The organism is Kitasatospora sp. NPDC059795, from assembly GCF_042732175.1.
Lineage (GTDB): Bacteria > Actinomycetota > Actinomycetes > Streptomycetales > Streptomycetaceae > Kitasatospora.
The window spans coordinates 266,466-286,082 of the sequence record NZ_JBHWID010000005.1 but is presented as its reverse complement, the minus strand read 5'-3'; the positions used below and the strand labels follow the sequence as shown (position 1 = coordinate 286,082).

The following is a 19,617-nucleotide window of genomic DNA, read 5'->3' as shown; positions in this document are numbered from 1 at the left end:
GTGGCGTCCTTGACCGTCCTGTCAATGACGGCCGTCCCGGACCACCTGCGCGGTGCCCTGACACGATGGCTGCTCGAAGTCACGCCCCAGCTGTACGTCGGCACGATCTCCGCCAAGGTCCGCGAAGAACTCTGGACATCCGTCAGCGGCTGTATCGCGGACGGAGTCGCCGTGCTCGTCCACCCCGCGGCCAACGAGCAGGGTTTCACGCTGCGGACGGCAGGAACCCAACGACGTCAGCCCGTCGACTTCGACGGACTGCTGCTGATCGCCCAAGTACGGGTTACGACACCGGAGAGTCAAGAAATCGCAAAGGCCTAGAGAAGGCGCAGGTCAAAAAGGGTCCTCCCCGCGCGAGCGGGGGTCTGCCATGGGCCGGACGGCCGGGAGAGAATCAAGAGGGGTCCTCCCCGCGCGAGCGGGGGTCTGCCGGTCACCATCCACGGCGGCCCCAGCATCAACCTGTTCTCCCCGCGCGAGCGGGGGTCTGCCGTCGCGGCCGGGGCAGGCGTCCGGTCCGCGAAGGTCCTCCCCGCGCGAGCGGGGGTCTGCCGGCTGTGGTGTTCGATATCGGCGAGACCCTGACGTCCTCCCCGCGCGAGCGGGGGTCTGCCGTGCAGGGCTTGGTCGAGGCACTGGTCGGGACTGTCCTCCCCGCGCGAGCGGGGGTCTGCCGGGCACCAGGCGGGTGCGGGTGATGGTACGGGTGTCCTCCCCGCGCGAGCGGGGGTCTGCCGGGTTCGGCGCCGCCGGTCTTGCCGCCGCCGGCGTCCTCCCCGCGCGAGCGGGGGTCTGCCGTCGCTGTTGCCTGGCCGCGCCGTGGTGCGGCGGTCCTCCCCGCGCGAGCGGGGGTCTGCCGTCGCCGTCCTCGTACGCGGATCGGCGCTTGGGGTCCTCCCCGCGCGAGCGGGGGTCTGCCGGCTGGTCCCTCGGATTCATCGCCATGTCCGCCGTCCTCCCCGCGCGAGCGGGGGTCTGCCGTGGGCGGTGCTGGAGGTCCAGCCGGCATGAGCGTCCTCCCCGCGCGAGCGGGGGTCTGCCGTGGCCGGCCCAGGCCCGTAGTTCACGGCCGGCGTCCTCCCCGCGCGAGCGGGGGTCTGCCGGTCTGATCGTCGAAACCGGCACCGGCGGAGCCGTCCTCCCCGCGCGAGCGGGGGTCTGCCGACCAACTGGTTCGACCGTGCGATGCAGCCCGAGTCCTCCCCGCGCGAGCGGGGGTCTGCCGCACACCACGGAGCCCGCCTACGCCGTTTCCGCGTCCTCCCCGCGCGAGCGGGGGGTCTGCCGGGAGCGCATGAGGGTGTGGCTTCCGTGGCAGGGTCCTCCCCGCGCGAGCGGGGGTCTGCCGCTCGCGCACCGGTACCCGGCCGCCCGGCAGCCGTCCTCCCCGCGCGAGCGGGGGTCTGCCGTCCACCCAGGACCCACCACAGCACCTCGAAGGGTCCTCCCCGCGCGAGCGGGGGTCTGCCGACCTTGCTGTCGTAGGGGCTCACCCATGTGCCGTCCTCCCCGCGTGAGTGGGGGCTGGCGTTCACCTTGCAGGGGTGAGGGCGGCCTATCTGTATGGCGGGTGCCGGTCCGGTGGTGCGCCGTGCTTCGGTGCTGTCGATGGTGCCGTTCCTCTGCTGGCGGCCGGGCCTGCGGGTCCGTTGTGGCCTGGGTCGCCGGTGAGAGTGCATTGCTTCGGGAACCACAAGATCCGCGTCTCTTCCACTTTGCCCGCCGTCCGGGGGACCCTGGAACTACCGGGCTGGTCCAGCCTGTTGACGAAACGTCGGAACTCTTCTGGAGGCGCAGCCATGGGCGAGGACTGGTACGTGGACGATCGGTGCACCGGGTGCGACGTGGCGCGGCAGCTCGCGCCGGGGCTGATCGCGCAGGTGGGGCGGGGTTCGGAGGTGGCGCGTCAGCCGCGTGACGCGGTGGAGACGGCGCGGCTGAACGCTGCCGCGTTCGCCTGCCACACCCGGTCGATCCGCCGGCACTCGGGGCCGCTGGATCCGGCGGACGATCCGTTCCCGCTGGCCATCGACGAGCGGGTGCTGCTCTGCGGCCACAACGCGCGTCAGACGGCCGGCGCCAACTCCTACCTGCTGCGTCGCCCGGGCGGCACCGTGATGATGATCGACACGCCGCGCTGGTCGGAGTCGCTGGCCGCCCGGTACGAGGCGGTGGGCCCGGTGACGGACGTCCTGCTCACCCACCGGGACCACGCCGCGCACGGCCGCCGCTACGCGGACCGGTTCGGCGCCCGGCTGTGGATCCACGAAGGCGACCTGGCGGCCGCACCGGACGCCGACCGGGTGCTGAGCGGCGTCGACCCGGTGGAGATCGCCGAGGGCATGGTCGCCCACCCCGTGCCGGGCCACACCGAGGGCAGCGTGCTGTACCTCGCCGACCGCCGGTACTGCTTCAGCGGCGACAGCATCTACTGGTCGCGCGCCGCCGGGGCGCTGGCCGTCGCCGAACACGTCACCTGGTACTCCATCGAGGAGCAGGCCGCCTCGCTGGCCCGCGTCGCGCCGCTGCTGCACTTCGAGTGGATGCTGCCGGGCCACGGCGACCGCAAGCACCTGGCGCCCGCCCGGATGGCCGAGCAGCTGCGCGACCTGGTCGCCCGCACCGCCCAACTGACGTCCGGGCCGGTGGACTTCGCCGCCCACCAATGGTGATCGACCGGTGATCGGCACCGCGCGCGGCCGGGCAGGTACGGTGTCCCGATGACCATTCGGGTGATCGTGCTCAACGGCGGTTCCAGCAGCGGCAAGAGCAGCATCGCGCGCTCGCTCCAGGCCCAACTGCCGGAACCCTGGCTGATCTTCGGCATCGACGGCCTGATCGACTCGATGCCGCTCGCGCTGCTCCAGGGCGACGCCGGGATCGACCTCGGCGGGGACGGCACCGTCGCCGTCGGCGGCACCTTCCGCCGCCTGGAGGCCGCCTGGATGGCCGGCATCGCCGCCACCGCCCTGGCCGGCGCGCCGGTCATCGTCGACGATGTGTTCCTCTCCGGACGCAACTCCCAACTCCGTTGGACCAAAGCACTGTTGGACCTCGACGTGCTCTGGGTCGGGGTCCGCTGCGACCCCGCCGAGGCAACCGCCCGCGAGCGCGCCCGCCCCGACCGCACCCCGGGCATGGCCGCCGACCAGGCGCTCCGCGTCCACCTCGGCGTCCACTACGACCTGGAGCTCGACACCACCCGCACCCCGCCCGCCGACTGCGCCCGCGCCATCGTGCAACGACTGGCCCGGTCGGGCCAGTAGCGGCTTCTCCCGCCCGGGTTCCGGCCAGTTCCCGAGGCGGTTGCGGTGACACCGTACGCACTGCCGCTGGCCGACGTCGGCCTGACGATCGACTGGGCTGGAGGCGAGCTTCATGCCCGGGCTGAACGTCCTGGTCGGGATCGGCGCGCTGCTGTTCCCGTTCGCCCTGCGCCGCCCCAGGACCTGGCTGAGCCCGGCCATCGGGATCGTCTGGGGACTGGCCGGGCTCGCCTTCCTGATCTTCGGCGGGCTGAACTACTTCACCCACATCGGACTGATCGTCAACGCCATGTGAACCGTGGGCCGTGAGTCCCCGTCACGGCCCACCGGGCGACAGCGCGCACCCACCGCGTCAGTGCGCGCCCACCGCCGTGATCTTGACGACGGCGCGGCCCTCCTCGTCGGAGCCGTACAGGTCGACCTCGGCGGAGATGCCCCAGTCGTGGTCGCCGTTCGGGTCGTCGAAGATCTGGCGGACCCGCCACAGGCCCTCGTCCTCGACCTCCTCGATCAGGAGCATCTTCGGGCCGCGCGCGTTCGGGCCGGTGAACAGGTCGTCGTACTCCTCCCAGTACCCGTCCATCGCGTCCGCCCAGCGGTCCGCGTCCCAGCCGTCCTCGCTGTCCAGCCCGGCGAGCTCGTCGTAGTGCTCCAGCGCGCACAGCTCGACCCGGCGGAACAGCTCGTTGCGGACCAGCACCCGGAAGGCGCGGGAGTTCGCGGTGACCGGCGCCGGCTTGTCGTCGAGGCGGACCTCGCCGGCCTCCGGCTCGGTCGGGTTGGCCAGCGCCTCCCACTCGTCCAGCAGCGAGGAGTCGACCTGCCGGACCAGCTCGCCCAGCCAGGCGATGACGTCCTTCAGATCATCGGTCTTGATGTCGTCCGGAACGGTCTGCTCCAGCGCCTTGAACGCGCCCGCCAGGTAGCGCAGCACGATGCCCTCGGTGCGCGCCAGCTCGTAGAAGCCCACGTAGTCGGTGAACGTCATGGCCCGCTCGTACAGGTCGCGGACCACCGACTTCGGCCGCAGCGGGTGGTCGCCGATCCACGGGTGCGCCCGCCGGTACACGTCGTAGGCGTGACCGAGCTGCTCCTCCAGCGGCTTCGGGTACGTGATCTCCTGGAGCCGGTTCATCCGCTCCTCGTACTCGATGCCGTCGCGCTTCATCTCCGCCACGGCCTCGCCGCGCGCCTTGTTCTCCTGCGAGGCGAGGATCTGCCGCGGGTCGTCGAGCGTCGCCTCGACCACCGAGACGACGTCCAGGGAGTAGGACGGCGACTCCGGGTCGAGCAGGTCGAACGCGGCCAGCGCGAAGGTGGACAGCGGCTGGTTCAGCGCGAAGTTCTCCTGCAGGTCCAGGGTCAGACGCACCGTGCGGCCCTCGGAGTCCGGCTGGTCGAGCTGCTCCACCACGCCGCCCTCCAGCAGCGAACGGTAGATGGCGATCGCGGTCCTGATGTGGCGGCGCTGCGCCGGGCGGTCCTCGTGGTTGTCGGTGAGCAGCTTGCGCATCGCCTCGAACGCGTTGCCCGGGCGGCCGATGACGGACAGCAGCATGGCGTGGCTGACCTTGAACCGGGACACCAGCGGCTCCGGGTCGGCGCCGATCAGCCGCTCGAAGGTCTCCTCGGTCCACGAGACGAACCCGTCCGGGGCCTTCTTGCGGACGACCTTCTTGCGCTTCTTCGGGTCGTCGCCGGCCTTCGCCAGCGCCCGGTCGTTCTCCACCACGTGCTCCGGTGCCTGCGCCACCACCTGGCCGACGGTGTCGAACCCGGCGCGGCCCGCGCGACCGGCGATCTGGTGGAACTCGCGGGCCCGCAGGATCCGCACCCGCTGCCCGTCGTACTTGGACAGCGCCGTGAACAGCACCGTGCGGATCGGCACGTTGACGCCGACGCCCAGGGTGTCGGTGCCGCAGATCACCTTCAGCAGACCGGCCTGCGCGAGGCGCTCCACCAGGCGACGGTACTTCGGCAGCATGCCGGCGTGGTGCACACCGATCCCGTGCCGGACATAACGCGACAGATTGCGACCGAACTTGGTGGTGAAACGGAAGTTGCCGATCAGATCGGCGATCGCGTCCTTCTCCTGCTTCGAGCACATGTTGATGCTCATCAGCGACTGCGCCCGCTCCACCGCCTCCTTCTGCGTGAAGTGGACGACGTACACCGGCGCCTGACCGGTGTTCAGCAGCTCCTCCAGCGTGTCGTGGAGCGAGGTGCGGCGGTACTCGTAGAACAGCGGCACCGGGCGGGTCACCGAACGCACCGCCACGGTCGGGCGGCCGGTGCGGCGGGTCAGGTCCTCCTCGAAGCGGCGGACGTCGCCGAGGGTCGCCGACATCAACAGGAACTGCGCCTGCGAGAGTTCGAGCAGCGGGATCTGCCACGCCCAGCCGCGGTCCGGCTCCGCGTAGAAGTGGAACTCGTCCATCACGACCTGGCCGATGTCGGCGCGCGGGCCGTCGTGCAGCGCGATCTGCGCCAGCACCTCGGCGGTGCAGCAGATGATCGGCGCGGTCGGGTTCACCGAGGCGTCGCCGGTCATCATGCCGACCTGCTCGGTGCCGAAGATCTTGCACAGGTCGAAGAACTTCTCCGACACCAGCGCCTTGATCGGCGCCGTGTAGAACGTCCGCTTGCCCTCGGCCAGCGCGGCGAAGTGCGCGCCCGCCGCGACCAGGGACTTGCCGGAGCCGGTCGGCGTCGCCAGGATCACGTTGTTCCCGGAGACCAGCTCGATCAGCGCCTCCTCCTGGGCGGGGTAGAGGGTGATGCCGCGATCCGACGCCCACTCGGCGAAGGTCTCGAACAGCGAGTCGGGCGTGGCGGGTTTCGGCATCAGGTCCAGGAGGGTCACCCCGCTATCTTGCCCGCCCGGCACGACCATGGGCAAAGCTCGCCCCCGCACGGTCCTTTCTTGTGACCGCCGGACCGCCCCGGCGACTTCGGTGTGTCGCCACCCGCTCGCGGTGCGTGACGGGAGCGATCGGGTTCGCCCGCCCCCGAAACCTCCGGGGGCGGCCCGACCCGACGGAAGGACATCCATGCGCAGACAACTCGCCGGCACCGGCCTGGCCGCAGCCCTGGTGGTGGCGGTCGCGGCAGGCCCGGCCGCGGCGTTCACCGAGACCGTGACGGCGACGGGCGCCCCGAGCGGCGTCATCGCGATCTGCCCCGACAACATCAGCCCCACCGACGTGCACGTGACCGACGGCGACGACACCCCGCTCGGCCCCGGCCAACGGGTACGCACCACGGCCGTCGGCTCCACCGGCGTCGGCGCGTGGATCGCCCCCTACGAGGGCTCACCGCCGCCGCCCGCCGCCATCCGCCTCACCATCACCTGCACCGACGGGAGCTGACCTGCCGGGGGCGGGCCGGGGGCAGATGACGACCTGGCCCGCCCAGGACGGGTTGCCGCGACCTGCCGGGGCGGGGGCAGCTCAGGGGCAGGTGACGACCTGGCCGGCCCAGGACAGGCCGCCGCCGAACGCGAACAGCAACACCCTTGCGCCGGAAGCCAGTTCGCCGCGCTCCACGAGCTTCGCCAGCGCCAGCGGGACGGACGCCGCCGAGGTGTTGCCGGAGTCCACCACGTCCCGGGCGACCACCGCGTCCTCGGACAGGCCGAGCTTCTGCACCAGCGACTCGATGATCCGCAGGTTCGCCTGGTGCGTCACCACCCCGTCCAGCTCGGCCGGGCTCAGGCCGGCCGCCCGGCACGCCTGCTCGGCCAGCGCCGGCAGCTCCGTGGTCGCCCAGCGGAACACCGCCTGCCCGTCCTGCTCGAACCGCGGGTGCCAGTCGCCCAGCAGCCGCACCGCGCTCGCCCGCGACGGGTCCGACCCCCACACCACCGGCCCGACCCCGGCGCTCTCGCCGGCGGTCGCCGACAGCACCGCCGCGCCCGCGCCGTCGCCCAGCAGGATGCAACTGCGGCGGTCCGTCCAGTCGGTGACGTCCGACATCTTCTCCGCGCCGATCACCAGCGCGTGCCGGGCCGCGCCCGCCCGGAGCGAGTGGTCGGCCAGCGAGAGGGAGGTGCAGAAACCCGCGCAGCCGTTGTTCACGTCGAACGCGACGGCGGACGGGATGCCCAGGCGCGCCGCGACCTGCGCCGCGATCGACGGGCAGCGGTCCATCGCGCTGCACGTCGCCACCGTGATCTGCCCGATCTCCGCCGGGTCCAGGCCCGACGCCGCCAGCGCCTTCGCGGCGGCCGCCGCGGCGAGGTCCGTCACCGACTCGTCCGGCGCGGCGATCCGCCGCGTGGCGATGCCCGTCCGTCGGCGGATCCACTCGTCGTCGGTGTCCACCATGGTCGCCAGCTCGTCATTGGTCAGCACCCTGCTGGGCTGGTGATGACCGAGACCGGCGATACGGACTCCGGGCATGGCAGTTCCCTTCCGTGACAGCGGCCACCGGCCGGTGCCGGAGGCAACGGTCGCGAATATAGCAACCGACCGATCGGAAGCTAAACGCCCACCCACAGGCCGACCGCACTGCGCGGCGATCCTTCAGTGCCGTCGTGGCGGGCTGAAGCGGAAGCCGATTCTTGATCGTCTCGGCAGGTCATGGCGTGCCATTCTGTGCGAGCCGCTTTGAACTGTTCGACGGGGGAACGCATGGGTTATGACCTGGAGTGGGTGGAGCTGCCCGAAGCCGCAGCGGCAGCACGGTGTCGGTGGGAGTCCTGCATCGCCGACGGTCTGCTGTGTGATCACATTCCGGACTGCTCGGAGTCGTACTTCTCGCTGGCGGAGCCGTTTCAGTTCCATCTGAACGTCGCCGGGATGGGGGTGTGTCGGAACGGCATGCGTCGTGCCGGTATGACCTGTCAAGCAGGGCATCAGCCCTTCCCCGACTGGCCGTTCAAGACCGTCACGGCTCGGCCACCGTCACCCCGGGTCGTCGCCGGATGGATTCTCCGTCGGCCGGAGACTCTCACCGAGACGGACCGCCTTCGACTCAAGGCCGTCCTGGTCCACTGCTCTGAACCGGACGCCCTCACCGGCTACGTCCGCTCCTTCGGCCAGATGCTCACCGAGCGCCAGGGCGAACGGCTGCCGCAGTGGCTCGACGCCGTCCGGCGAGATGACCTCCCCGGCCTCCACACGCTCGCCGCAGGCATCGACCGTGACCGCGATGCAGTCATCGCCGGCCTCACCGTGCCCTGGAGCTCCGGCGGCGTTGAAGGCCACGTCAACCGATTCAAGATGCTCAAACGCCAGATGCTCGGCCGGGCCGGCTTTCATCTCCTCCGCAAGCGCGTCCTGCTCTCCTCGTGATGCACGGGTCAGACCGCATCAGCAACGAGCCCGAAGCCTTCCGGGAACTCTTCCAGGAACTCCCGCCGCGCGGGGTCGGACTCGACTTCGGCCATCGTCCCGAGCAGGTCGATCAGTTCGCTCCTCTGGTCGCTCGACAGCTGGCCGGCCAGGTGGGCGACACCCTCCAGGACCTTGACGGCGTCGTCCGAATCCATCTGCTCGTCCTCACTGCCCTCAATGAACCACAGGACATCGACCAGGGCCTCGGCCAAGGCGTGGGTCAGAGACGAGTACACGGGCATGAAGGCGGTCTCCCAGCAGGTCACGGCAGCAGAGTCCGGCCATCCCAGCACACACCACTGACGTCACACTCAGTCAGCCCTTCACGGAAAGTGAGCCGGAACCCGAGAAGCGGCTCTGGCCGCGATTTCGTGAGTCAGCAGTTCAGGCGCACGTTCCTGGCGGGACCTACAGCGGCCAGCAGGCGGCACGACCGCGTGGGGTGAGCTTGAGGCCGAAGAGTGCTCGCGGCAGGCCGCGGACAGCAAGCAGCGCGGCTCCGGCAGATTCAACGGGCTCCGGAACAGTTGCTGACTTCCCCGGTGCGGGGGCGAAGTGGAAGACCACGAACGGGGCTCCACGGTCGCTGCTCGCGTAGCCGAGAGTTTTGGCGAGGTGCGGTGCGGGGTCGCCGAACGTGACCGACGCCGGGCCGAACTCGTCCAGAACGTCGTGCAGAGTGCGATCCGTGCCCGCCCAGACGGCTGCGCGGTCGAGGAGCGCGGCGTGGTCCGTGGCGGAGAGGCTCCGGTCCAGGTGGAGCCAGCCGCGTCGGTACGCGTCTTCGCCGTACTGGGATGCGGTCACGTGGACGGCCGGGTCGGTGAAGTGGTCCCGCACGAAGGGCGCGGAGCTGAGACGTTCATTCGCGTCCGGGATCCACAGCGCGTCCTCGGTCTGCGGGCCGGCTTCTGCAATCAAGTCAAGCAGTAGCGGCAGGACGGGCACTCCGCCGTGGGCCTCAGGTCGGCGAACCGCCTGATTGAGCTTCTCGATCAAACCGTCGGGGGTCAGGCGCCCCGGCCTCGGCCGGGCCGAGCCGGGCTCGGTGGTGCCCGTGTGGTACTCGGAGCCCTGTGTTTCCATGTCCACGGTCATGCGGCCATTTTGGCCGCATGACCCTATGGCAGCAATGGGCTCGCAGTCCGGGCCGGCCGCTGTTCATGGAGCAAGGTCGGAGCCGAACTCAGCCGGCGGCGCGGCGGGCAGTGACGCACCGCAGCCGCGACGAACAGCACACCGCCCGTCGCTCGCGCTGCTGTTTCTCGGGTTCTGGCTCAACTTCCGTGAAACGGCGCCGAACTCACTGCGGCGGACCCAGGTGCGGGCAGTCGACCTGCTGGCTGTCCGGTGTCGACAGGCCTGGCTTCGGGTCAGGTCCGCTTGCGGCGCGCGATCGCGTCAGAGAGCTGCTGCACCTGGGCGGGGTCCGCGTCCCGGGCAAGGGCGACGTAGTGGTCCATGACGGCCGGTCGGTAGCGCACGGGAAACGTCTGTCCTGGGGCGAGTCGGGTGAGCTCGGTGATCGTGAGGCTTTCGTCTGCGATACCGCGGAACGAGATGCCGTCGGCGGTGTCCACGTCGAACATCAGGGCCACGCGTGGATTGCTGTTGACCTCCCGCCAGTCGACGAGAACGCCGAGCGCAAGCGCCCCCGTGCGCAGTTCCGCATTGCGCTTCCGTGCATCACTGCTCAGGAACGGGTTCGGGGCGATGCCCGGGAAGTCGGGCCCGACGCCGAGCGATTCCCGGCTCAGGTCGGGCCTGAGCTGCGCCATCATGTCGTTGAGCTTCTTCCTCGAACCGAACATCCTGATCCCTCCCGCACGCCGGTGCCGGAATCTCGGCCTGGCGCTTCTCCCTCAGTGCGACTGTACGTCGCGGCCATTCCCGACCTCCGTCGACTGCGGTGTCGGTGTGGTTCACTGCGCGAACCTACCCGGCCCGCTCGGCGGTGGGCCAGCGTCTTCCCGCTCCGCTCCGCCCAGCTACGGGAACCGCCGGCCCGTCACCTGTGTGCCGTACCCCGTCGCCAGGGCCCCAACCCGGTGGCCGACAGGCAGGCAGCGCGCAGCGACCGACGCGAACGCCGGGGCCGTCTGCGACCTTCGGGCGGGTGCCGGCTCGAATCCGCCGCCTGCCGCGCCACCCGGCGTGGCCGCACAGCGGATCCGAGGGGTGGGCCCTGACCGGCTGCCGCATCTCCTGGCGACTCGTCGACCGGGCCCTTCAGCTCAGCCAGGACCGGCAGCCGCACCGCCAGGCGAGTTGTCGGTGGTGGCGGGCATGATCGGTCGTGGTCGGCGCGGGCGCGTCGGTGTGGCGGACTCGCGGGCGGCTCGAATGGACACGTGGCAGGAACTCGACGCGGTGGTGGCGGAGCGGCTGAGGTCGGTGTCGTCGGAGGAGCGGCAGGTCTTCGCGGCGGGCGTCGCGGAGCGGCTGATGCGTCGGCACGAGGCCCTGTCCGAGGGGGAGCGGGCGCCGTTCACGCTGAGCCTGCGGCCGCTGCTGGACGCCGTGTGGGAGGGCGTGCTCGGCGACTCGACGGCCTTCGCGGCGATCAACCGCGGCGTCGCCGAGTACATGCTCAGCGAGTACTGCCACAACGACGGCCAGCACGGCCCGGACGACGCCGACGAGTCCGCTGCGGCGGCCGCGCTGTACGCGGCACATGCCTACCTGTTCGGCTGCCGGAAGTACGCGAGGTGGAACAGCGGCCGGGCGCTGGAGGCCGTCGAACTGCACCTGGAGCAACTGTCCGAGACGGTCGAAGTCTTCGACGCCGACCAGGACGAGGCGATGTCCGCCGAACTGCGGCGGCAGCTGCGCGACCTCGACCTGATCGCGGGGTTCTCGAACGAGCTCCGCTACGCCAACCTCGGTCTGCCCGTCGACACTTCGACGCGCCTGCGCGCCGAGCTGCGTGAGCCGCTCTCGTCGGAGTCGCTGCTGCCTCTGCTGGCCGGTGACGAGGACGTCGTCGCGTTCTTCGCCGCCGTCGCGGACCTCGACGCGACGAGCCCGGACGCCCACGAGCTGGAGGACGGGATCCGGCTCGCGTCCGGGGCCCGGCTGGAGCAGTTCGCGCGGGCGGCCACCGGGGACGCGTACTGCTTCGTCGGCGACGGCGGAGAGGAGCGTCCGGTGGTGTACGTGAGCCTCGACGGGGAGGCCGGGCTGATTGCCGTCGGACTGCCCGAACTGGTGCGCCTGTGCCTCGCCGTGCCCTGGTGGGGAGAGGTGCGCGGAGGCTCGCTCGACGGGCTCGGGAGCGCCGCCGCCGACTACCGCGCGGACATCCCCGACCTCGACGCCCGCCGCGACCGCGCCGCCCGGGCCCTCGGCCTCGACCCGACCACGCTGCCCGCCGAGGCGACGGCCCTCGCCCGCCTCGCCGAACTCTCCCGGGGGCCGGTCGCCGAGACGTGCCTCGTCCTCGGCGGGGAGGGTAAGCCGCTGGAACCGCTCTTCCTCACAACAGCGGCGCTGGCGTAGGGAGTTGGCGGGCGCGCCGGTGTGACGACGACGTACGGCGCGGGCGGCACGGAGCCGGCCCCCGGTGCGTTCGGGGACCGGGGAGAGCTCCGGTAGCACTCGATGAGCCAGTTCCGCACGCGCCGAAGCAACCTGAATCACCGGAAGTGGGCGCGGTGTTCGTTCAGGAAGGCGTCGAGGGTGCGGGGCGGCCGGCCGAGCACGTCGGTGACGGTGGTGGTGGGGAACTCGGGTCGGGCGATGGCGAGTTGCTGGATCTCCACGACGTGGTCGGCGAGCCAGACGGGCATGCCGGCCTGGTGGACGAGGTTGTCGCGCAGCTCGTCCGGAGCGAGGTCGATGTACTGGATCCGGCGGCCGGTCAGTTCGGTCAGCCGGGCGGCGAGGTCGGGGTGGGAGACGGCTTCCGGTCCGGTCAGCGTGTAGGTTCCGCCGGCGAGGTGGCGCCGGGTGAGCACGGCGGCCGCGACGTCGCCGATGTCGCGGCAGTCGATGTAGTTGCAGGGCGCGTCCCCCATGGCGCCGAGGACGAGACCCTGGGCCACGGTGGGCGCGAGGCGCAGCAGGTTCTGCATGAATGCGTAGGGGCGCAGGACGGTGCCGGTGAGTCCGGAGGCGTGCAGGTGTTCCTCGACGGCGTGGTGTCCGCGGGATATCGCGACGGGCGCCTCGGGCTCGGCGGCGGGGGCGGAGAGCTTGACGATGTGTCCGATTCCGCTGTGGGCGGCGATGTCGATGACGCGGGTTTCGAGTTCGACCTGTGCGGGGCTGTTGGCCATGGCAAGGAAGAGCTGGTCGGCGCCCGAGAAGGCCGTGCGCAGCGAGTCGGGGTCACCGGCGTCGGCGTACCGGACCTCGACGCGCCGGTCGTGCCGGTCGTGCGGGCCGGTGGTGCCGGGGAGCGGTCGGTGCGGGGTGCGGGTGAGGGCGCGGACGGGGACGTCGAGGGCGCGCAGGCTGTGGAGCAGGGCGGTCCCGGTGGTTCCGGTCGCTCCCATGACGACGATCATCGGGTGTCTCCTCGGTGCTCGGTGGCGTCCGCGGCAGCCGGTGCTGCCGGGGTGGGTTCGGTGCGTCCGGGCGCCGGCGCCCGGGTGTCGGGGCCGGTCACGGCCGGGCTTTCGCGAGGGTGCCGCGCCAGCGCAGGGTGACGATGGTGGTGGCGAGGACGGCGGAGACGGGCAGGTCGATGCGCAGGCGCCGCAGCCAGGGGGCGGCGTGGAGCGAGGTGCGGGCCGGCAGCCACTCGGCGGCGAACCATCCCAGCGCTGCCGCCGCACCGGTGGCCGCGCTGACGAGCAGCGCGGTCAGGACGACGCGCGGCAGGGTCGTGGTCCAGCGTCGCGGCTGCCCGCCGTGCCGCAGCCAGGTGCCGACCAGGAACGCCACCACCGCGGAAGTGCCGGCGATGGAGGTGCAGGCCGCCACTGTCAGATCCGCCTGTCCGGTGACGACTCCCGCGGTACCTGCCATCAGGGCGGGGGCGGCGTAGGCGGTCAAGACCTCGCGCCACAGCGTGAACGGCCGGGCGGCCGCCCGGCGTGGGCCGGTTCTGTCGTTCGTTGCGGGCATCTTGGCCTCTTCATCTCGTGGGAGTTCCGAAAGGCGAAAGGGTGCGGGCGGGGCGTCGGCGGGCCTCTCCCGGCAAGGTAATTAGTTGGCTAATTACAGCCTCGTGAAAAGGGCTCCCATCCACGGGACGGGAGCCCGAGCCCGGCGGTCGGCCGGATCAGTCGGCGGTCAGGGCCGAGCTGCCGCGCACGACGCGCGCGAGCAGGTCCAGGAACGTTGCGCGCTCCTCGGCGGTGAGCCCCGCGACCATCGCCTCCAGTCGCCCGAAATGCTCGGGCGCCATGTCGCGCAGGCGCTGTGCGCCGCGCGCGGTCAGGATCGCGACCGTGCCGCGTCCGTCCTCGGTGGACGGACGCCTGGCGATCAGGCCCTCGCGCTCCAGGCCGTCCAGCAGGCCGGTGACCGTGGCCCTGGAGACATCGAGGTCGGCCGCAAGCTGCGAGGGGGACTTCTCTCCCCCGTGGCCTTCGAGGTCCGCGAGCAGCCGGTAGCGGCCCGTCGACAGCCCGAACCTGGCGAAGTGGGCCTCGGCCGCCCGGCCGACCCTCGCGCCTGCGGAGATCAGCCGCACCGCGACCAGTACCGCCTGCGGGTCCATCTCCAGGCCGTAGTGCCGCAGCTGCCATCCGGCCTGCTCCAGTGTGGGCTGTTCGCCGTCGGGCTCGTCCCTTGTCATGCAAGTAATATGGCAGCTAATGACTTTGGGCGTCAAGGTGCCGGCCTCAGGTCAATGGCACCCGACGGCTCCTGGCCGGCCGACGCCTCCCGGGACGGGATGCTGGTCGGGCGAAGCGTCGACGGGGCGGGCGTCGGGGTCCTCCGGTCGGGTGGCGGCCGAGGCGGCTGATGGCCGGTGATGGCCGGTGATGGCTGCGCCGCACGTCAGGCCGGTCACCACGTAGGATGCGCGGACCGTACTGTCCGACCGAGAGGGAGCGATGAGCCCGCGCAGCACCGTGGCCGAGGCGCGTCGGACCCGGGACCGGATTGTCGACCGGAGCGTGGCGCTGGCGTCCGTGGACGGGCTCGAAGGGCTCACCATCGGACGGCTCGCCACCGATCTCGGGCTCAGCAAGGCCGGCGTACTGGGCCACTTCGGCACCAAGGAGACCCTCCAACTCGCCACCCTGGAAAGGGCGTCCGCGCTCTTCACCAGCCTCGTGTGGGAACCGGCCGCGCACGCCGAGCCCGGGCTGCGACGGCTGCGCGCCGTCTGCGAGAGCTGGATCTCGTACCTGGAGCACGCCCGCGAGGTCTTCCCCGGCGGATGCCTGTTCACCACGGCCGCCGTCGAGTTCGACGCCCACGACGGACCGGTGCGCAAGAACGTCGCCCGCCTGCTGCTCGTCTGGCGCCGCCGACTGGCCGGCGAGGTCCGGCTCGCGATCGGGGCAGGGCAGTTGCCCGCCGACACCGACCCCGAGCAGATCGTCCACGAGCTGACCGGGATCTACCTGGCGCTCAACCAGGCCCTCCAGCTCCTCCGCGACCCCCTCGCCGCCACCCGCACCCGCCACGCCCTGAACCGCCTCCTGCCGCCGGCCGCCTGAGCGGGATCGAGGCCGGGGGATCGGATCGGGTTCCCCACGGGTACGGGAGAGCCGTCGAGCCTTCCTCGGCAGCAGCACCTGGCGGCGGCCATCGCTCCCAGTTGCTTGTTGGCCTTGAGCGCGAGGTTCGACTTTCGCGCTCGATCGAACGCTTCCGGCCCGGTCGCCACGCGGCGGCTAGGACTTCCCGCCCTTGCCGATGGCGATGCTGCCGTTGCGGGTCCGGACGGTCACGGAATGGCCGCTCGCGTCGTCCTTCGCGACGTTCACGGTGACGTCGCCCTTCTTCGCGGCCGTGCGGACCGCGTACGTCGATTCCGGCAGTCCCAGCTCGACGTCGCCGTCCCTGCTCTGCACGTCGACCAGGTCGGGCACGGCGGCCAGGCCCAGGTCGACGTCGCCGTTGCGCGACGTGACGCTGACGGACCGGGCGGAGATCCCGTCGCCCTTGATGCTTCCGTCGCCGCCCTCCAGGGCCAGCTCGGCTCCGTGGAGGTCCGACAACCGGACGTCGCCGCCGGCGGTCCTGGCCGAGAAGTCCGCGGTGAAGCCGGTGGCCTCGATGCGCCCCTTGCCGCTCTCGGCGGTGACGGCGACGGTGCGCGGCACCTTCACGGTGTACTTCGCGCCGCAGCCCACCGAGATCCCCGTGCAGTCCAGCGAGAGTGTGAGCGTGCCCCCTTCGAGCTGCCAGCCGGACCCCACCTCCCCGCCGACCTTCCTGCCGCTGACCCGTCGTTCCACCTGAACGCCCTCGATGTCGGCGGCCACCAGCGCGAGGTCGGCGGAACCGGAGTTGACGGTCAGGCTGCCACCGGCGAAGTCGAAGGACTTCGACTCCACGGTCGCGTCGGCCGATGCGCCGTCCGTGGTGCAGGCCGTGGCGGCGAGGCAGAGGAGCGCGACTCCGCCGAAGGCGAGAAGCGTGCGGGTGGTCGGTTCCATCGAAACTCTTCCTTCGTCGACGAACATGGTGGTGTGGATTCCCGCGCCCCGGTTCACGAGCGCAGCGCCCGGACCGCGACCGTGCGCGACACCCGGGCCGCCTGCAGGACCAGCGCGAGGCAGGTGGTGACCAGCGTCCCGGCGGCGAGCGCCCCGAGCGTGGCCCAGGGGAGGCCCGCCAGGACCCGGACGACGTCGATCCGGGCTCCCAGGGCGATGGTGAGACTCGACACGGCGACGAACAGCGCGCCGAAGACGATCGCAGTCCCCGCGTAGATCACCCCCTCGTAGACCATCGACCGGGTGACCACGCCCGGCCGCGCGCCGGCCACCGTCACGACGGCGGAGTCACGGGCGCGCTCCCGCCCGACGAGGGCGATCACGGCGAGGCCCCCGACCCAGGACACGACGAAGACCCAGCCCAGCACGACCAGGATGTTGTCCAGCCCGGCGCTGCCTCCGGGCATGACCTTCCCCATCACCATGAAGAGGCCGACGAACGACAGGGAGAGCGCGAAGGGCAGCACCGTGGTGACGCTCCTCGTCGCGCGGGCCCGGCACGACTGCACGGCAAGGTGCCAGGCGACGCCGCGCGAGGGCACCAGCGCCGTCCAGAGCTTCATCAGCGGGGTGAGCACCCACGGCCCCATCAGCAGCAGCAGGCAGACGAGGAAGAGGTTCCCGGCGAACGCGAAGGCCGTCCGCTGGGCGAGCCCGCCCTTGAGTTCGAGGCCCAGGCCGGGGACCCACATCCCGACCACACCGGCGAGCAGACACAGAGCGAGGCCGGCGCGGGCCACGCCCGGCCGCGCCGGGGGATCGGAGTAGTCCCGGAAGGCGCGCATCTCCGGCGTCCTGGCGGCCCGCCGGGTGACGCCCCAGCCCCCGAGCAGGCACGGAACCAGTCCGAACAGCACGCTCACGCCGACGTACCAGAACCGGAACCCGACCGAGGCCCCGTGCAGTTCGAGACCCGTCCCCTTCCACTGCGCGAGGGTGACACCCGCGACCAGCAGGGCGAGCGGTGCGGCCAGCGCGCCGGCCACCGCGCCCAGCACCACCATCTCCGTCCGCAGGATGGACCTGACCCGGTGGCGCGGAATCCCGAGGATCACCCACAGGGCGTGCTCGCGCCGCTGGGTCGTCAGCGTCAGACCGACCGCGGAGGCGACGATGCCCACGGCGGCGAGCACGGTGAAGAAGACGATGTTGCCGCCGAGGGCGATCGACGCGGAGACCATCCGTGCGTCACCCGCCGCCCGCGCCGCCGAGACGGCGGTGAACATCGCGACGGCCGAGCCCGCCGAGCACGCCGCGCCGACCGTGGCGCACAGGAGCGCCCACCACCACATCGACGCCTGCAGGCGGATGTCCGACAGCACGAGCCGGATCACGACTCCTCCCCGCCCGCTTCGTCCGCCGACTGCGCGGCGAGGACGGCGTCGCCCACCGCGCGGGAGTCGCCACCGGGGATGACGGCGTGCACCCGCCCGGACCCCATCACCACGACCTGATCGGCCCGCGCGGCCGCATGAGGGTCGTGGGTGACCATGAGCACCGTGCTCCCCTGCGCGGGAAGCGCCTGCAGCCAGTCGAGCACCACATGACCCGACTTGAGGTCGAGCGCACCCGTCGGCTCGTCGGCGAAGACGATCCGCGGCTGGTTCGCCACCACCCGGGCCACCGCGACGCGCTGGCGCTCGCCACCGGAGAGGCGGTCGGGGCGCCGCCGCGCGTGCTTGGCGATGCCGAGCCGCGCCATGGCGTCCTCGACCCGCGCCCTGGGCACCCGGCGGCCGGCGAGCCGCGCCGGCAGGGCGATGTTGTCCTCGACCGTCAGCGAGCTGACGAGGTTGTACTCCTGGAAGACGAAGCCGATGTTCTCGCTGCGGAACGCGGCCTGCTTGCGGGGGCTGAGTGAGCGGACGTCCGTCCCGAGGATCTCGACGGACCCCGCGGTCGCCCGCTCCAGCCCGGCCGTGCAGAGCAGGAGCGTCGACTTGCCCGAACCGGAGGGGCCGACGACGGCGGTCAGCCGGCCTTCGGGAATCTCCAGGTCGATGTCGTGCAGGACGCGCGTAGTCTCGCCCCGGCGGCCGGGAACGGGGAATTCCGTCCGGAGGCCGCGCAGACGAATGCACGGCACGGGAGCAGTAGTGGAAATTGGCATGAATCCAGGAAAGCAGGGCCGGGCAGTGGAGTGCACGGGTGCCTGCACTGCTATTGGAGGTAGACTTGGATCTACCGCCCGACCGGTCCGAACTGTGCGAAAATGTTGATCATGGCGCAGATTCGTGTTGCCCGGAGGCTGCTGACCGAATTCGTCGCAGCGGTCGCCTTTCCGATTCTCCTGATTTCCGTTCTCGCTGCGCCGGTCTCGGTTCCGGTGGTGGCCGAACTGGACCGCTCCAGGGCGCAGTGGTGCGGAGTCCGGACGATGCCGCTGCGACCCGCCGACCGCAGCTGGCCGCAGTGGGTGGCCGGTCGGCTGCGGACACGGTCGGTGTGGAGGACCGACCTCCCGGTGTTCGTCACCGCCGCGCTCCTGTCCGTGCTCTCGCTGGTGGTGGGCTTCTTCGGATTCGTCGGCGCTCTGGCGCTGGTTTTCTCCCCCGTCTTCTGGGGTTTCGGCATCGCCGCGCAAGTCGGCCCGTTCACCCCGGCCGCCCTGTGGGAAACCCTCGTGGCGGTGCCCGCGGGAATCGCCCTCGGTGCGGTCACCGTGGGCGCGCTGGCCGGCATCTCCCTGCTCCGCGACCTGCTCCTGCGGGCCTTCTCGGGGAGCCGGAACCCCGATCTGCTCGCGAAACTGGAGGAACTCCGCGCCAGCCGGGCCTCGCTGACGGCGGCCTTCGAGAACGAGCGCCGGCGCATCGAGCGTGACCTGCACGACGGCGCCCAGCAGGAACTCGTCGCCCTCGTCATGCGCCTGGGAATCCTGGAAGCCGCGGCGACGGCCGCCGACCGGGCGCGGATCGTCCAGCTGGCCCGCCAGGCCCAGGCCCAGGCGGAGCGCGCGCTCGAACGGCTGAGGGAGACGGTGCGCGACATCCACCCCAGCGAACTGAGCGATCTCGGTCTCATCGCCGCCGTCCGGGAACTGGTGGCCAGATCACCGTTGCAGGTCGAACTGACCAGCACCGGTACGGACGCCCGGCTCTCCTCGCCGATCGCCACGGCCGTGTATTTCACGGTCTCCGAGGCCCTGACGAACATCGCCAAGCACGCGGGCGTCGGGAGCGCCCGGATCGAGATGCGGTGCACCGAGAGCGGCGTCCGCGTCCGGGTGGGCGACGACGGCGCCGGCGGCGCGCGGATCAGCACCGGATCCGGGCTCTCCGGGCTGCGTGAGCGGATGCGAAGCGTCGGTGGGAACCTCGAAATCATCAGCCCGCCGGGCGGCGGAACGGAAGTCGTGGCATCCGCCCCGGCCCAACCCCCGTGGTGACG

At 71.6% G+C, this 19,617-nt stretch carries 19 protein-coding genes, 1 pseudogene and 1 CRISPR repeat array; of the genes and pseudogenes, 9 read left to right on the top strand and 11 right to left on the bottom strand.

Annotated features, from left to right (window positions below):
• From cas2e to ACFV4P_RS13245, 4 genes are all read left to right on the top strand, one after another.
• Complete coding sequence (cas2e, locus tag ACFV4P_RS13260; RefSeq protein WP_380470451.1) at window positions 1-321, top strand: type I-E CRISPR-associated endoribonuclease Cas2e; 321 nt, start codon at window positions 1-3, stop codon at window positions 319-321.
• Window positions 322-342: 21 nt separating this feature from the next.
• A CRISPR array of direct repeats spans window positions 343-1,531; the repeat unit is 29 nt; unit sequence GTCCTCCCCGCGCGAGCGGGGGTCTGCCG.
• A gap of 268 nt (window positions 1,532-1,799) precedes the next feature.
• On the top strand, window positions 1,800-2,672 hold the full coding sequence (locus ACFV4P_RS13255) for an MBL fold metallo-hydrolase (protein ID WP_380470449.1): 873 nt from the start codon (window positions 1,800-1,802) through the stop codon (window positions 2,670-2,672).
• A 48-nt stretch (window positions 2,673-2,720) separates the two neighbouring features.
• The gene (gene cpt / locus ACFV4P_RS13250; protein WP_380470447.1) at window positions 2,721-3,266 is read left to right on the top strand and encodes a chloramphenicol phosphotransferase CPT; all 546 of its coding nucleotides are present in this window, start codon (window positions 2,721-2,723) and stop codon (window positions 3,264-3,266) included.
• 112 nt (window positions 3,267-3,378) lie between these two features.
• Window positions 3,379-3,561, top strand: a complete 183-nt coding sequence (locus tag ACFV4P_RS13245; protein WP_380470445.1) for a hypothetical protein — start codon at window positions 3,379-3,381, stop codon at window positions 3,559-3,561.
• Window positions 3,562-3,618: 57 nt separating this feature from the next.
• Here the strand turns inward: ACFV4P_RS13245 and ACFV4P_RS13240 are convergent, their stop codons facing one another.
• Window positions 3,619-6,111 carry a DEAD/DEAH box helicase gene (locus tag ACFV4P_RS13240; RefSeq protein WP_380470766.1) on the bottom strand — a complete coding sequence of 831 codons (2,493 nt, stop codon included), beginning with the start codon at window positions 6,109-6,111 and terminating at the stop codon, window positions 3,619-3,621.
• A 205-nt stretch (window positions 6,112-6,316) separates the two neighbouring features.
• Between ACFV4P_RS13240 and ACFV4P_RS13235 the strand changes: the two genes are divergently transcribed.
• A complete protein-coding gene (locus ACFV4P_RS13235) occupies window positions 6,317-6,634 on the top strand; it encodes a hypothetical protein (protein ID WP_380470443.1) in 318 nt (105 codons plus the stop codon).
• An 81-nt stretch (window positions 6,635-6,715) separates the two neighbouring features.
• Here ACFV4P_RS13235 and ACFV4P_RS13230 read toward each other — a convergent pair whose 3' ends face one another.
• A complete protein-coding gene (locus tag ACFV4P_RS13230; RefSeq protein ID WP_380470441.1) occupies window positions 6,716-7,666 on the bottom strand; it encodes a beta-ketoacyl-ACP synthase III in 951 nt (316 codons plus the stop codon).
• A gap of 480 nt (window positions 7,667-8,146) precedes the next feature.
• Between ACFV4P_RS13230 and ACFV4P_RS13225 the strand changes: the two are divergent.
• Window positions 8,147-8,560 (top strand): annotated as a pseudogene (locus tag ACFV4P_RS13225) (transposase); the annotation flags it as partial.
• Window positions 8,561-8,568: 8 nt separating this feature from the next.
• Here ACFV4P_RS13225 and ACFV4P_RS13220 read toward each other — a convergent pair.
• From ACFV4P_RS13220 to ACFV4P_RS13210, 3 genes are all read right to left on the bottom strand, one after another.
• A complete protein-coding gene (locus ACFV4P_RS13220; protein ID WP_380470439.1) occupies window positions 8,569-8,868 on the bottom strand; it encodes a hypothetical protein in 300 nt (99 codons plus the stop codon).
• Between the two features lie 142 nt (window positions 8,869-9,010).
• Window positions 9,011-9,700, bottom strand: a complete 690-nt coding sequence (locus tag ACFV4P_RS13215) for a hypothetical protein (protein ID WP_380470437.1) — start codon at window positions 9,698-9,700, stop codon at window positions 9,011-9,013.
• A gap of 275 nt (window positions 9,701-9,975) precedes the next feature.
• Complete coding sequence (locus tag ACFV4P_RS13210) at window positions 9,976-10,413, bottom strand: hypothetical protein (protein WP_380470435.1); 438 nt, start codon at window positions 10,411-10,413, stop codon at window positions 9,976-9,978.
• Between the two features lie 532 nt (window positions 10,414-10,945).
• On the opposite strand from ACFV4P_RS13210, the gene ACFV4P_RS13205 reads away from it, so the two are divergent.
• On the top strand, window positions 10,946-12,100 hold the full coding sequence (locus ACFV4P_RS13205; protein WP_380470433.1) for a hypothetical protein: 1,155 nt from the start codon (window positions 10,946-10,948) through the stop codon (window positions 12,098-12,100).
• A gap of 137 nt (window positions 12,101-12,237) precedes the next feature.
• Here the strand turns inward: ACFV4P_RS13205 and ACFV4P_RS13200 are convergent, their stop codons facing one another.
• The 3 genes from ACFV4P_RS13200 to ACFV4P_RS13190 form a co-directional block, all read right to left on the bottom strand.
• Window positions 12,238-13,098 carry an NmrA family NAD(P)-binding protein gene (locus ACFV4P_RS13200; RefSeq protein WP_380470431.1) on the bottom strand — a complete coding sequence of 287 codons (861 nt, stop codon included), beginning with the start codon at window positions 13,096-13,098 and terminating at the stop codon, window positions 12,238-12,240.
• Between the two features lie 109 nt (window positions 13,099-13,207).
• Entirely contained in the window at window positions 13,208-13,672 is a 465-nt protein-coding gene (locus ACFV4P_RS13195) for a hypothetical protein (RefSeq protein ID WP_380470429.1), read from the bottom strand.
• A gap of 157 nt (window positions 13,673-13,829) precedes the next feature.
• The gene (locus ACFV4P_RS13190) at window positions 13,830-14,348 is read right to left on the bottom strand and encodes a MarR family winged helix-turn-helix transcriptional regulator (RefSeq protein ID WP_380470427.1); all 519 of its coding nucleotides are present in this window, start codon (window positions 14,346-14,348) and stop codon (window positions 13,830-13,832) included.
• A 262-nt stretch (window positions 14,349-14,610) separates the two neighbouring features.
• On the opposite strand from ACFV4P_RS13190, the gene ACFV4P_RS13185 reads away from it, so the two are divergent.
• Window positions 14,611-15,222: a TetR/AcrR family transcriptional regulator gene (locus tag ACFV4P_RS13185; protein WP_380470425.1), complete on the top strand. Its 612-nt coding sequence runs from the start codon at window positions 14,611-14,613 to the stop codon at window positions 15,220-15,222.
• Window positions 15,223-15,399: 177 nt separating this feature from the next.
• Here the strand turns inward: ACFV4P_RS13185 and ACFV4P_RS13180 are convergent, their stop codons facing one another.
• From ACFV4P_RS13180 to ACFV4P_RS13170, 3 genes are read right to left on the bottom strand one after another with little or no spacing between them, the layout of a single operon-like run.
• Complete coding sequence (locus tag ACFV4P_RS13180) at window positions 15,400-16,167, bottom strand: DUF4097 family beta strand repeat-containing protein (RefSeq protein WP_380470423.1); 768 nt, start codon at window positions 16,165-16,167, stop codon at window positions 15,400-15,402.
• A gap of 53 nt (window positions 16,168-16,220) precedes the next feature.
• Window positions 16,221-17,561, bottom strand: coding sequence for an FtsX-like permease family protein (locus tag ACFV4P_RS13175; protein WP_380470421.1), 1,341 nt, complete (start codon window positions 17,559-17,561; stop codon window positions 16,221-16,223).
• Window positions 17,558-18,313, bottom strand: a complete 756-nt coding sequence (locus ACFV4P_RS13170) for an ABC transporter ATP-binding protein (RefSeq protein WP_380470420.1) — start codon at window positions 18,311-18,313, stop codon at window positions 17,558-17,560. The genes ACFV4P_RS13175 and ACFV4P_RS13170 overlap by 4 nt, the downstream gene beginning before the upstream one ends.
• A gap of 126 nt (window positions 18,314-18,439) precedes the next feature.
• Between ACFV4P_RS13170 and ACFV4P_RS13165 the strand changes: the two genes are divergently transcribed.
• Window positions 18,440-19,615 (top strand): histidine kinase, encoded by a 1,176-nt coding sequence (locus tag ACFV4P_RS13165; protein ID WP_380470418.1) that lies wholly within the window; start codon window positions 18,440-18,442, stop codon window positions 19,613-19,615.
• The last annotated feature ends 2 nt before the right edge of the window (window positions 19,616-19,617 follow it).

Excerpts from the sequence above, each read along its gene's own strand:
- ACFV4P_RS13215 (WP_380470437.1), bottom strand. The coding sequence starts at position 9,700 with ATGACCGTGGACATGGAAACACAGGGCTCCGAGTACCACACGGGCACC.
- ACFV4P_RS13255 (WP_380470449.1), top strand. The coding sequence starts at position 1,800 with ATGGGCGAGGACTGGTACGTGGACGATCGGTGCACCGGGTGCGACGTG.
- ACFV4P_RS13200 (WP_380470431.1), bottom strand. The coding sequence starts at position 13,098 with ATGGGAGCGACCGGAACCACCGGGACCGCCCTGCTCCACAGCCTGCGC.
- ACFV4P_RS13195 (WP_380470429.1), bottom strand. The coding sequence starts at position 13,672 with ATGCCCGCAACGAACGACAGAACCGGCCCACGCCGGGCGGCCGCCCGG.
- ACFV4P_RS13240 (WP_380470766.1), bottom strand. The coding sequence starts at position 6,111 with ATGCCGAAACCCGCCACGCCCGACTCGCTGTTCGAGACCTTCGCCGAG.
- ACFV4P_RS13210 (WP_380470435.1), bottom strand. The coding sequence starts at position 10,413 with ATGTTCGGTTCGAGGAAGAAGCTCAACGACATGATGGCGCAGCTCAGG.
- ACFV4P_RS13230 (WP_380470441.1), bottom strand. The coding sequence starts at position 7,666 with ATGCCCGGAGTCCGTATCGCCGGTCTCGGTCATCACCAGCCCAGCAGG.
- ACFV4P_RS13245 (WP_380470445.1), top strand. The coding sequence starts at position 3,379 with ATGCCCGGGCTGAACGTCCTGGTCGGGATCGGCGCGCTGCTGTTCCCG.
- ACFV4P_RS13165 (WP_380470418.1), top strand. The coding sequence starts at position 18,440 with ATGTTGATCATGGCGCAGATTCGTGTTGCCCGGAGGCTGCTGACCGAA.
- ACFV4P_RS13180 (WP_380470423.1), bottom strand. The coding sequence starts at position 16,167 with ATGGAACCGACCACCCGCACGCTTCTCGCCTTCGGCGGAGTCGCGCTC.
- ACFV4P_RS13235 (WP_380470443.1), top strand. The coding sequence starts at position 6,317 with ATGCGCAGACAACTCGCCGGCACCGGCCTGGCCGCAGCCCTGGTGGTG.
- ACFV4P_RS13185 (WP_380470425.1), top strand. The coding sequence starts at position 14,611 with ATGAGCCCGCGCAGCACCGTGGCCGAGGCGCGTCGGACCCGGGACCGG.
- ACFV4P_RS13190 (WP_380470427.1), bottom strand. The coding sequence starts at position 14,348 with ATGACAAGGGACGAGCCCGACGGCGAACAGCCCACACTGGAGCAGGCC.
- ACFV4P_RS13205 (WP_380470433.1), top strand. The coding sequence starts at position 10,946 with ATGGACACGTGGCAGGAACTCGACGCGGTGGTGGCGGAGCGGCTGAGG.
- cpt (WP_380470447.1), top strand. The coding sequence starts at position 2,721 with ATGACCATTCGGGTGATCGTGCTCAACGGCGGTTCCAGCAGCGGCAAG.